Below are 12138 nucleotides of genomic sequence, written 5' to 3'. Positions count from 1 at the left end.
TGATGTGTCGATGAGGCGCGGGGGGGGGGGCGCTACCGGCTGCGTTCGAACGCCCGCTGGCGCGCGGCAATGTCGGCCTTGAAGTCGGCGAGCACGGCTTCCGGGTTGGCCATGCCCTTCTTCCTGGCCTTCGCGAGCCAGGTCGCCTCGGCTGGCGAGAGCGCCTGGCGGATGGCTGACAGGAAGTCGCCGTCGGCGGTGACGACGGTCGCTCCCGCGGCCTTCATCATCTGGAGGCCTCGCTCGTCTGCGCGGCTGTAGGACTCGCCGATGGCCTTGGCCATCACCTCGCCCGAGATCTTCATGATCGCGTCGCGGTCGTGCTGGGCGATGGTTTTCCACTTCTCTTCGTTGATCGCCAGCGCCAGGATGGAGTTGTAGAGGCCGCCGGGGACCACGAGCATGTGGTTCAACGTGCCATTGACCATGTTGAAGCCGGCAGGACCCTCCTTGGTCCACAGGGTGCCGTCGACCACGCCGTTGCTCACCAGCTCGTAGATCTCGTTGGTTCCCTTCTGGATCGGCACCGCTCCCAGCGCGATGATGGCCGGGCCGTTGCTCGCCAGCGAGGTGCGCAGCTTCAGGCCCTTGAGGTCCCCGATCGAGCGCATCGGCTTCCGGGCCGTGTAGATGTGTCCGGCGGCCGTCGAGAAGAGGCTCACCATGTGCACCCCCTTGAACTCGTTGTACTTCGCAAGATGCTTCGTATAGAGCGCACTCGCCGCCGGTGAGATGACCGTGGGCTCGTCTGCCAGGAGCGGCAGTTCCGTGACCTCGATCAGCTCGAAGCGGCCGGGAGAGAAACCGGGGACGAACAGCGCCATGTCGGCCAGGCCGTCACGGACCACATCGAACTGCGTCGGCACGGTGCCCACCAGCTTCGGAAGGATCTCGAACTTGACGCGGCCTTGCGTGATCCTTTCCACCTCGGCCATCCAGGGCACGAAGACTTCCGCGTGCATCTGGTGCTTGGCGGGCAACCAGTTCGAGTACCGGATGAGGGTCTCGGCCGTGGCTGGAAACGCTGCCGCCAGCCAGAGTGCGGCTGCAAGGACCATGGGCTTCATGGGTCGTCTCCTTTCCCTCTCGAGGGATTTGCTTCATCGGGGTTCGTGGCGCGGGGATGCGCCGAGCGGCACATCCGGCAAGAATCCTGTCAAACCCAGGCCGACATCAGCCGTGGGTGCCGGTGCGCGGCTCCCGGTCCGAAAGCGCAGCGTTGACCATGGGCATGACGCGTGTGGCCATCAGCTCCATCGAGCGGCGCGCCAGCTTCGGATCCATCCAGTCGGCACCGACATAGAGCACCGTGCCGAAACCGCCCAGGGCGTCGTGGTGGGCGAGCAGCTTCTCGGCAACCGCCTCCGGTGTCCCGCTGATCGTCAGCGTATCGGCCAGGTACTGCGCATCGATTGCCGAGTCGGGCATCTTCAGGTCGGGCTTGAACAGATCCATCCGGCCGTTGAAAACGAAGCGCGTGCGCAGGCTCTCCCATCGCTGCCCGTAGGGCCCGTCCGCGCTGCCGCCGTAACGCCTTGCCGTGGCGGCATCGTCGTTGACGAAGATGTTCACCGCGACGCGCCAATCCTGCCGGTCGGCCACGCGGCCCACGTTCTGGCAGCCCTTCTCGTAGAGCGGCCAGTGCGTCGCCTTCCACACCGGCTGCAGCATGTCGCCGGTGATCGGCAGCCACCCACGTTCGGCCGCGGCGACGATGCCCTTGGAGTACGGTGCCACCACGGTCGCGAAGATCTCGGGGATGCGGTTCTGGTAGGGCCGCAGCATCATCCCCTGGCCGAGTTCGCGCACATAGGTGCGATCCATCCGGATGGTCCAGTACTTGCCTTCACGCACGATTGGCGCCTCGTCCTGCCACATGGCCAGGATGTGGTCGATGGACTCGACGAACATCGCCGTGCGGTCCTCGTCGAGATTGCCGAAGGCCTCGGAATCCGACTTGAGTCCGCCCGGCCCGATGCCCAGGAGGAAGCGGCCCCGAAGGAGGTTGTCCAGCATGGCGACCTGCGCGGCCACCGCCACCGGATGGTTGTTCGGCAAGTTGACCGTGCCGCTGCCCAGGCGGATCTGCCGGGTATCGGACGCCAGCGAAGCCAGGAACATCAGCGACGAGCTGATGGGCTCCGACAGATCGGTCACATGCTCGCCGACGAATGCTTCCTTGAACCCCAGCTGGTCCGCCAGGATGATCGCCTGGCGATCCTCGTCCAGGGTGTCCGGGTAGTTCCGCGCGAGCGGATGAAGGGGCATCGTGAAAAAGCCGAGGTCCATGGAAGCAAGTCTCCGTTGCGAATGAAGAGAATGCCGTTCAGCGCGCCGCTACCCTGGGTTTCACGGACTCCTGGCGGAACTCCGTGAGCACGGCCATCGGGTCGGCGATGCCCTTCTTCTTGGCGCGATCGACCCACTCGGCCTCTTGGGGCGCCAGGGCCTTCTTCATGTCCGCCAGCAGCGCAGGGCTGGCCGTCTCGACGACGTACTTGGCCTGGGTCATGATGCCGACGGCTTCCTTGTCGGCCTCGACGTAGGCGCGGCCCATGTGGTGTGCCATGGCCTCGCCCGAGACCGACATGATCGCCTTGCGATCGGCTTCCGGGATCGCCTTCCACTTGTCGGCATTGACCACCACGGCCAGCACTGCGTTGAACACGCCGCCCGGCACGAGCGTGCCGTACTTGAGCAGGTCGACCGCGTTGCCCGACTTCACGGTTTCCTTCAGCATGAGGCTGCCGTCGATCGCGCCGGTGGACAGCATCTCGTGCGCCTCGGTGAACGATTTCAGGATCGGCACGGCGCCCATCAGCGTGAGGGATCGGGTCGACGTCGCGCCCGGGCTGCGCAGCTTCAGGCCCTTGAGGTCGTCGATGGTCTTGACCTGCCGCTTGGTGGTGAAGATGTGGCCGGGCGAGATCGTGAAAATGCTCAGGACCTCGACGCCCTTGAACTCATCCGCTTTGGCGAAGTGCTTGCGGTAGATGCGGTCGAACGCGGGGGACATGGTCGATGCGTCATCACCGGCAAAGGGCAACTCGCCCATTTCGGCCAAGGGAAAGCGCCCGGGTGTGTAGCCGGTGATCACGATCGACATGTCCGCCAGACCGTCGCGGGCCACTTCGAAGGCGCTCGCGGGTGTGCCGACCGTCTTGGGCAAGGTCTCGATCTTCACACGGCCCTGGGTTGCCTTCTCGACTTCGGCGATCCAGGGGTTGATGCCCTTGCTGGTGAACCAGATGGTCTGGGGATGGTAGGACGAGTATTTCAGGACGATTGGCTGCGCGGCAGCCTGCGCCGTCGCCATGATCGGGGTGGCAGCCATGGCTGCGGCCAGGGCGAGGCCAAGAAGGGACGATACGATGCGCATGCGGTTGTCTCCTGACTTAACAATAGGTCAATAGGACTTTTTATAGGACTTCTTGGCTCGCCGGACGAGGTGAATGTGAGCCGCCTCCTCGACGGAAACATGAGAAGGTGGAAAGAATTATTAATAGGACTTCCGGATTTGTCAATCCAGCATGCCCGCGAATAAGCGATCGCCGGCGCCTCTCTCGAGGAGCCGTGCCTTGCTTGGCTGCTGGCGCCCGCCGCCTCCCTGCCCTTTTTCAGCGCCCCAGGATTCTCAGTCCCAGCAGCACGACGACAGCGATACCCAGCAGCACTGTCGTCCACTGAAAGAAGCGCACCGGATGCCGCTCGATGATGGGCGGGGTCCGCTGCCGAAGGAATTCTGGGCCCGGCGCCTTGAGGTCGTGCGCGAACGAGGAGACTGCTTCCTGTCTCTTTGCTGGCTGCGGATGCAGCGCCTTCTGCAGGACTGCATCGAGCCAGTCCGGCAACTCCGGCCGATACTGGCGCAGCGGTGCATAGCGAAGCCGGGCCACGTCCCGCGGCGACCGCGCCCGCGTCACCTGCAATCCGTAAGGCAAGTGCCCGGTGAGCATCTGGTAGGCCATCACCGCCAGCGAGAACAGGTCCGATCGAGTGCTGCCACCGTCGCCGATGAAGTATTCGGGCGCCGTGTATTGCAAGGTCCCGGCGATCGCGTGCGCACGGCGCTTTGCGGCGCTGTCCGCCAGCCCCGCGACGTGGGTCGACGCGAGGTCGATGATCCTGACCGTGCCGGTGCGGTCGATCATGACGTTCTCCGGGCGCATGTCCTGGTGGAGCATCTCCCGGCCATGGAGCGCCTGGAGCCCCTTGGCCAGCTGTTCGACGATGTTGCGCACCTGGTCCAGCGTGGGATGCGGGTGGTCGACCATCCACTGCGCCAGCGTCTGGCCGTCGACGTATTCCATCGCCACGTACAGGTGCGTGCGCGTGCGGTCGATCGGGCTGGCCTTGAGCACATGTGGACTGTTGATGCGCCGCGCCACCCATTCCTCGAGCACGAAGCAGTCGAGGTATTCCGTGTCCTCGCGCAGGTCGACCGAAGGAAGCTTCAGCACCACCTGCCGGCCGGTGGCCTCGTCGAGCGCCAGGTACACGTGGCTGCGCGCGCTGATGTGCAGTTCGCGCACCACGACAAAGCCTTCGAAGCGGGCGCGCGGCGCGAGCGGCTGCGGGATGGCGAAGCTTTCGCGCTGCAGCAGCAGCCGAGATGCATCGGCCGGCGGAAGCTCGTCGATGCGCAGGAGCTGGACCGTGCAGTCGTCGTCGCTCCCCCTCGCGCGCGCCGCCGACGCGAGCAGTCGCGCAGCCTCGTCGAAGTCGTCGCCGCATCGGCCGAGCGCATCGTGCACCTGGTCCGCATCGAGGTGGACGCAGGCGCCGTCGGTCGCCAGCATGTAGATCTCGCCGGCCTCGGCCTCCCAGCAGCGGTAGTCGATCTCCACATGTGGCCCGGCGCCGAGCGCGCGTCCCAGGTACGACTCGGCCGACGAAAGGTTGACGCGGTGGTCTTCCGTGAGTTGCTCCAGCGCCTGCGGATGCAACCGATACACGCGCGCATCACCCACATGCAGCAGGTGCAGTTCGCGTCCCTTGAGGATCAGCCCACTGAAGGTGCAGACATAGCCGCTGTCCTTGTCGAAGCGGGCGTCGCTGCGCATGGTCTGCGCGTGGAGCCAGGAGTTGGTGGCGTCCAGCACCCGCTGGGCCGCGCGGCGCACCGACCAGGCCTCCGAGGTGGCGTAGTAGTCCTCCAGGAAACCGCGGACGGCCGCTGCGCTGGCCACCTGGCTGACCCGGCTGGAGCCGATGCCGTCGGCGATCGCCACCGCGATGCCTTTCGAGAACTGCAGCGCTCCCGTGGGCAGCATTGCGCCGTGGAAATCCTGGTTGACCGACCCGGGCCGGGCCAGCGAATGCTGGCCGAGCGTCACGCGCATGGTGTGGCCCACGCCGGCCGATCAGCTCAGCACGCGCTTTGCTGCTGTCTTGTAGTGCGTCGAGTAGAGGGTGGCGCCGACGAAGGTCAATCCGCCCACGAGATTGCCGATCACGGTCGGAAGCTCGTTCCAGATCAGGTAGTCCATCAGCGTGAAGTTGCCGCCCAGCATCAGGCCGGTGGGGAACAGGAACATGTTGACGATCGAATGCTCGAAGCCCATGTAGAAGAACACCATGATCGGCATCCACATGCCGATGGCCTTGCCGGAAACGGTGGTGGACATCATCGCCGCGACGACACCGGTGGACACCATCCAGTTGCACATCACACCGCGAATGAACAGCGTCAGCATGCCTGCGGCGCCATGCGCCGAGTAGCCGACGGTGCGCCCCTCGCCGATGGTGCCGAGCCGCTGGCCCACTGCATTGGGCGCTTCGCTGAAGCCGAAAGTGAAGATGATGGCCATGAACAACGCCACCGTGAGGGCACCCGCGAAGTTTCCGACGAACACCAGGCTCCAGTTGCGCATCACGCCGCTCCAGGTGGCGCCGGGCCGCTTGTCGAACACGGCGAGCGGGACGAGCGTGAACACGCCGGTCAGCAGGTCGAATCCCATCAGGTACAGCATGATGAAGCCGACCGGAAACAGCATCGCGCCAACCAGCGCATTGCCCGTGTTGACGGTCACGGTCACCGCGAAGGCCGCGGCCAGCGCCAGGATGGCACCGGCCATGTAGGAGCGGATGAGCGTGTCGCGGGTCGACATCAGGAGCTTGGATTCGCCGGCGTCGACCATCTTGGTGACGAATTCGTTGGGTGCGAGGTAGGCCATGGGATTCCTGAGAAAAGAGAAGAACGGAAAGGGGATGCCGGCTCAGGCCAGCGCGACGTGCACGCGGCCGTCCTCGACACGCACCGCGTGCGCGCGCACCGAGTGCTCCGGCGCTTCGAGGCACTCGCCGCTGCGCAGGTCGAAGTGGTTCTTGTAGAGCGGCGATGCGACGACGACGCGATCGCCCACGCTCCCGACCAGGCCGCGCGACAGCACGCTGGCCTGCGCCTTCGGGTCGACGTTGTCGATGGCAAAGAACTGCTGCGCCTTCGCGACGTGGAAGATCGCGACATGAACGCCGTCGACCAGTGCGCAGACGCCGGTGTCGGGCAGGATGTCGGTGGCCGCGCAGACGGCGGTCCAGTGAAGGGTGTCGGTGGTCATGGGAGGTCATCGAAGGGCTTCAGGCGGTGGCGGCGTCGGTGCGTTCTTCGGCACGGGCCGGACGGATCTGGCCGCGCTCCTTCACGAAGACGATGTGCTCGTCCGGCTTCTCGCTGTTCACGAAGGAGCGGAAGCGCTGGCGCGTGGCCGGGTCGTTCACCGCGGTCTTCCATTCGCACTGGTAGGTGTCGACCACGTGCTGCATCTGCGCTTCCAGTTCGGCGGCGAGGCCCAGGCTGTCGTCGATCAGCACCTTCTTCAGGTAGTCGAGCCCGCCCTCCAGGTTCTCGCGCCACGTGCTGGTGCGCTGCAGGCGATCGGCCGTGCGCACGTAGAACATCAGGAAGCGGTCGATCAGCCGGATCAGTTCGGCCTTGCCGAGGTCCACGGCGATCAGTTCTGCATGGCGCGGCTTCATGCCGCCATTGCCGCAGACGTAGAGGTTCCAGCCCTTGTCGGTGGCGATGATGCCGACGTCCTTGCCCTGGGCTTCGGCACACTCGCGAGTGCAGCCGGAGACGCCGAACTTGATCTTGTGCGGCGCGCGCAAGCCCTTGTAGCGGTTCTCCAGCTCGACCGCGAGTCCGACGCTGTCGTCCACGCCGTAGCGGCACCAGGTCGAGCCGACGCAGCTCTTCACCGTGCGCAGCGACTTCCCATACGCATGGCCCGATTCGAAGCCGGCGGCGATGAGTTCTTCCCAGATCAGCGGCAATTGCTCGACCCGGGCGCCGAACAGGTCCACCCGCTGGCCCCCGGTGATCTTGGTGTAGAGGCCGTACTTCTTCGCCACCTGGCCCACCGCGATCAGGCCTTCGGGGGTGACCTCGCCCCCGGGCATGCGCGGCACGACCGAGTAGCTGCCGTCCTTCTGGATGTTGCCGAGGAAGTAGTCGTTGCTGTCCTGCAGGCTCGCCAGGCTCTTCTTCAGCACGAACTCGTTCCAGCAGGAGGCGAAGATGCTCGCGGCGGTCGGCTTGCAGATGTCGCAGCCCAGGCCCTTGCCGTGCCTGGCGAGCAGGTCGTCGAAGCGCTTGATCTCGCCGACGCGGATCAGGTGGTAGAGCTCCTGCCGGGAATAGGGGAAGTGCTCGCAGAGGTGGTTGTTCACCGCCATGCCGCGCCTGGCCATCTCGACCTTCATCACCTGGCCCACCAGCGTGGAGCATCCGCCGCAGGTCGCGCCGGCCTTGGTGCAGGCCTTCATCTCGGCGACGGTGCAGGCGCCCTCGCCAACCGCGGCGCAGATCTGGCCCTTGGTCACGTTGTTGCAGGAACAGATCTGCGCGCTGTCGGGCAGCGCGTCCACGCCCAGTCCGGGCTTGGCCTTGCCGTCGCTCGACGGCAGGATCAGGAACTCCGGCTCGGGCGGCAGCGCGATGCCGTTGAGCGCCATCTGCAGCAGCGTGCCGTATTCGGACGCGTCGCCGACCAGCACCGCGCCCAGCAACTGCTTGCCGTCTTCGCTCACCACGATCTTCTTGTAGACCTGCTTGCGCTCGTCGATGTACTGGCAGGCGCGCGACTTCGGGGTCTTGCCGTGCGCGTCGCCGATGCTGGCCACGTCGACCCCCATCAACTTGAGCTTGGTGCTCATGTCGGCACCGGTGAAGGCTGCGTCGTCCTGGCCGGCGAGCTGCTTCGCGGCGACGCGGGCCATCTCGTAGCCCGGCGCGACCAGGCCGAAGGTCTGCTCGTTCCACGACGCGCATTCGCCGATGGCGTACACGTTGCGGTCGCTGGTGCGGCAGTGGCTGTCGATCGCGATCCCGCCGCGCGGACCGATCGCCAGCAGCGACTGGCGCGCCAGCTCGTCGCGCGGCCGGATGCCGGCGGAGAACACGATCATGTCGGTCTCCAGGTAGGTGCCGTCGGCAAACACCATCCGATGCCGCGCGGCCGCACCATCGACGATCTCCACCGTATTGCGGCCGGTGTGCACATGCAGGCCCAGCGCCTCGATGCTGTTGCGCAGTGCGCGCCCGCCGCCTTCATCGACCTGCAGCGCCATCAGGCGCGGTGCGAACTCCACCACGTGCGTCTCCAGGCCCATGTCCCGCAGGGCCTTGGCACATTCCAGGCCGAGCAGGCCGCCACCCACGACCACGCCGCTTTTCGAGCGGGCACCGCTGGCTTTCATGGCCTCGAGATCCTCGATCGTGCGATAGACGAAGCAATGCGGCCGATCGCGCCCGGGCACCGAGGGCACGAAGGGCGCCGAGCCGGTGGCCAGCACCAGCTTGTCGTAGGCCACCACCTCGCCGTCGGCCGTGGTCACCGTGTTGTTGCGGCGCTCGATGGCAACCGCCCTGGCGGCCAGGCGCAGCGTGAAGCCGGTGCGCTCGAAGAAGCCGGGCTCGACCAGCGACAACTCGTCCGCCGTCTTGCCTGAGAAGAACTCGGACAGGTGCACCCGGTCATAGGCCGGGCGAGGCTCCTCGCAGAGCACGGTGACCTGTGCGTCCGCCAGGCCGAGCTCGTCGAGTTGTTCGAGAAATTTGTGGCCCACCATGCCGTGGCCGATCAGCGCGATCTTCATTTGGGATTCCTTGCACGCGTCCGCTCGGGTGGGAGTGCAGGCATTCGACATGCGCCGTGGACACAGGCGATCGAAAGCAGGCCACCGCATCGAGCAGATGCGAGAACGGGTTGGAACAGATTGACCGGCAGCGTCATTGCTGTCGATTCGCTCGGCTCCCGCCGTCATTAGCGGAGGCACTGCGATATCCGCGGCAACGGTGCCGACGGAACAGTGAAGGAGAACACGCAACAACCGTGCCAACGAAGGGGGCCGCTCTGGAGGGGCCTGAAGCACTTTTTCGCACGCAAAGTGGATCGACCGTCGCTGCGCAACGTGCCTCGTGCGCGTGAATGGCGCACGAGTTCCCGGCTTGGTGCGTGCCGGTGCGGTCGCCTGTTCGATGCTCATGCGCGCTCGCCAGGGGCGCCCCCACGGGCCTGAGGCGAATCCCCCTCGCCTAGAATCGCCGGATGCGCTTCCCGCTACTCGCCTGCTGCTGCCTCGATGCACCCATGCCCGCCACTGGCGCAGGGCTGGGCCGAGCGCGTGCGGCCGGCGACGAAGCTGCCCTGCCGGCCGCACCCTTCTCCGCCCGGCGATCCCCCTCCTCCCCTCAGTAGCGCAACCATCGATCGCCGGGCACCCGCCCCGCGCATTCGCGAGCGCCTTTGCCTTGTACGGCGCGCCCGCCATTCGATTGGAGTGCTTCATGTCCACCACGCTTCTTCACGGCGAGCGCACGCTCACCGAACTCGATCACGCCCGCCTGTCCAAGTTGCTCGAGAAGTCCCCGCACCATCCGGTGCTGGAGGCCCTGCTCGACGCCACCGACGTGATCCGCTCGCGCGAGGTTCCGCCCGACATCGTGACCATGTATTCGCAGCTGACGCTCGTGGACACCCGCTCGGGCGAGCGACGCAAGCTCACGCTGTGCTATCCGCAGGACGCGGAGCCTGCATCGGGCTTCGTCTCGGTGCTGTCGCCCGTGGGCATCAGCCTGATCGGCCTGCGCCTGGGCGCCACGGCGAGCTGGACCTTGCCCGGCGGCGCCGAGGGCAGCGCGCGGGTAGAAGAGATCCTGTTCCAGCCCGAAGCCAGCGGCGACTACACGACCTGAGCGCGCTCGACGCGCCCCCCGGGCGAATTCAATCGAGCGTGGACAGGTAGGCGGCGATGTCGCGCGCATCCCGCTCGGTCAGGCCCATCTCCGGCATTGCCGTGCGCGGATCGACCTCGTGCGTGCGGCGCAACCAGCGCACCATGTTGTCGGGGGTGTTGGCGAGGCGGCCGCCGATCATCGTGCGGCGCGCGATGCCATCGAGTGGCGGACCGACATGGACCGGGGACCCGGTGATGCCGGGGATGGTGTGGCAGGCATTGCAAGCGTACTGGTGCAGCGCCCGCGCGCCGCGCCGCGCGTCGCCCAGCGCGCCGGCCACCGCCGCTTCGCCCGGGCCGCAGGTGGCCTGCCCCCCCGTCTGTTCGGCGTAGTCCCGCGCCGTCAACTCGGGCAGCCGCTCGAGGAAGGCAACTACTGCCCACAGGTCCTCCTCCGCCAGGCGGTATTCCCACGCGGGCATGCCGCTCATCTTGATACCGTGCTTCGTTACCCAGTAGAGCTCACGCGCCTTCCAGTGATGGCGTGCGTCCACGAGCGGGCCGGGCAGCGGCTGCATGCTCTTGCCGATGTCGCCCTGCGCCACTCCGGGTCCGCCGTGGCACTGCTGGCACTTGTCGCGGAAGCAGGCCGCGCCGCGCAGCACCAGCTGCGGGTCGTCGAGCCGCGGCACCTCGATGGCGCGGGCACGCAGCCGGACTGACTGGCGCATCGCCGTCTCGAGCACCGTATGCACCGGCTGGATGTGCTGGGAAGTCGCTGCCACGTTGTAGAGGCCGCCGTACACCACGGCCGCCGCGCCGGCCGCGGCGGCGAGGCCGAGCACCACCGAGGTCAGCAGAACGGTCTTGAAGGTTCCCATGTTCTGGCGGCATTGTCCGACGCGCAACAGCGCCGCCCTGTCGGCGCAGCGCGCATTCGCGCCGCCACAATTCCGCCATGGCCCTCCTGTTGGACCGCCCCGGCCCACGGACCGCGCTGCTGCTGGCGCTGGTCCCGCTGGCGCTCGCAACCGGCTGCGTCGGCGAAAGCCGGCTGCCCTACGCAGATGCCCCACGCGCGCAGGTGCTGCGCGGGCAGGCGCTGCTGGCCCAATACCAATGCGGCAGCTGTCACGCCATACCCGAGGTGCCCGCGGCCCGTGGCAATGTCGGGCCGGCCCTCGCGGGCTTCGGCCGTCGCAGCTACATCGCCGGGGAGGTGCCGAACCGGCCCGACATGCTGGCGCACTGGATCGTCCGGCCGAAGGCGCTGGTGCCCGACACCCTCATGCCGGCCATGGGCGTCCCGGCCGATCAGGCACGCGACATGGCGGCCTATCTGCTGGCGCTCGAATGAGCAGCGACCGCGCACAGTCCGCCCTGCACGTCGCCGGCCCCGTGGCCGAGACGCTGCTGGGCGTAACCGGCGTGCTCGTCGTGGGTGCAGCGCTGATCTTCGTGGGCGTGATGGTGTTGCTCGCGCTCGCGGTGCGCCGCCGCCACGGGCGGGTGAATGCGCGCTGGTGGGTGCTCGGCGGCGGCCTGGTCTTCCCGGGCGCCGTGCTTGCCGCGCTCTTCGTCTACAGCGAATGGCACAAGCCGCCTTGGCGGGTGGTGCCCCCGAGGGATGCGCTGATCGTGGCCGTCACCGGGCACATGTGGTGGTGGGAGCTGCGCTACCGCGACCCGGGCACGGGCCGGGACATTGCGGGCGCGAACGAGCTGCGCATTCCGGTCGGCCGGCCGGTCTATGTCGCACTCGCCAGCGCCGACGTGATCCACAGCTTCTGGGTGCCGGCGCTCGGCGGCAAGATGGACATGGTGCCGGGCCGCATGCAGCACATGCAGCTGCAGGCCGATCGCCCCGGGACCTGGCGCGGCGCCTGCGCAGAGTATTGCGGCGACCAACATACACGCATGGCGCTGCAGGTGGTGGCCGAGCCGCCCGCGGTCTTCGAT

General features: G+C 67.0%; 11 protein-coding genes. 3 read left to right on the top strand and 8 right to left on the bottom strand.

The features are described 5' to 3' along the window. Nucleotides 1-32 precede the first annotated feature (32 nt). The 7 genes from APY03_RS29210 to nirB all read right to left on the bottom strand — a co-directional run bounded on the left by APY03_RS29210 (nt 33) and on the right by nirB (nt 9099). Nucleotides 33-1067, bottom strand: a complete 1035-nt coding sequence (locus APY03_RS29210) for a TRAP transporter substrate-binding protein (protein ID WP_068682509.1) — start codon at nt 1065-1067, stop codon at nt 33-35. Nucleotides 1068-1173: 106 nt separating this feature from the next. Next, on the bottom strand, nt 1174-2289 hold the full coding sequence (locus tag APY03_RS29205; protein ID WP_068682507.1) for an LLM class flavin-dependent oxidoreductase: 1116 nt from the start codon (nt 2287-2289) through the stop codon (nt 1174-1176). A 37-nt stretch (nt 2290-2326) separates the two neighbouring features. Next, nucleotides 2327-3379: a TRAP transporter substrate-binding protein gene (locus APY03_RS29200; protein WP_068682505.1), complete on the bottom strand. Its 1053-nt coding sequence runs from the start codon at nt 3377-3379 to the stop codon at nt 2327-2329. A gap of 238 nt (nt 3380-3617) precedes the next feature. Beyond that, nucleotides 3618-5342, bottom strand: coding sequence for a bifunctional protein-serine/threonine kinase/phosphatase (locus APY03_RS29195; RefSeq protein ID WP_068682715.1), 1725 nt, complete (start codon nt 5340-5342; stop codon nt 3618-3620). Nucleotides 5343-5363: 21 nt separating this feature from the next. Next, nucleotides 5364-6176 carry a formate/nitrite transporter family protein gene (locus APY03_RS29190; protein ID WP_068682504.1) on the bottom strand — a complete coding sequence of 271 codons (813 nt, stop codon included), beginning with the start codon at nt 6174-6176 and terminating at the stop codon, nt 5364-5366. A gap of 42 nt (nt 6177-6218) precedes the next feature. Continuing rightward, a complete protein-coding gene (gene nirD, locus APY03_RS29185) occupies nt 6219-6560 on the bottom strand; it encodes a nitrite reductase small subunit NirD (protein WP_068682502.1) in 342 nt (113 codons plus the stop codon). A gap of 19 nt (nt 6561-6579) precedes the next feature. Further along, complete coding sequence (gene nirB / locus APY03_RS29180; protein ID WP_068682499.1) at nt 6580-9099, bottom strand: nitrite reductase large subunit NirB; 2520 nt, start codon at nt 9097-9099, stop codon at nt 6580-6582. A gap of 691 nt (nt 9100-9790) precedes the next feature. On the opposite strand from nirB, the gene APY03_RS29175 reads away from it, so the two are divergent. Next, entirely contained in the window at nt 9791-10198 is a 408-nt protein-coding gene (locus APY03_RS29175) for a GreA/GreB family elongation factor (RefSeq protein WP_068682497.1), read from the top strand. 28 nt (nt 10199-10226) lie between these two features. On the opposite strand, the gene APY03_RS29170 is transcribed toward APY03_RS29175, so the two are convergent. After that, the gene (locus tag APY03_RS29170) at nt 10227-11060 is read right to left on the bottom strand and encodes a c-type cytochrome (protein WP_068682496.1); all 834 of its coding nucleotides are present in this window, start codon (nt 11058-11060) and stop codon (nt 10227-10229) included. Nucleotides 11061-11137: 77 nt separating this feature from the next. On the opposite strand from APY03_RS29170, the gene APY03_RS29165 reads away from it, so the two are divergent. Beyond that, nucleotides 11138-11536: a c-type cytochrome gene (locus APY03_RS29165; RefSeq protein WP_068682494.1), complete on the top strand. Its 399-nt coding sequence runs from the start codon at nt 11138-11140 to the stop codon at nt 11534-11536. Then, nucleotides 11533-12138 (top strand): cytochrome c oxidase subunit II (locus APY03_RS44735; protein ID WP_443082852.1); only part of this gene is annotated, 606 nt, incomplete at its 3' end. The genes APY03_RS29165 and APY03_RS44735, both read left to right, overlap by 4 nt.

It is taken from the genome of Variovorax sp. WDL1, assembly GCF_001541225.1.
GTDB lineage: Bacteria > Pseudomonadota > Gammaproteobacteria > Burkholderiales > Burkholderiaceae_C > Variovorax.
Note: the sequence above shows the minus strand (reverse complement) of the source record. Positions and strands in the feature narration are given on the sequence as shown.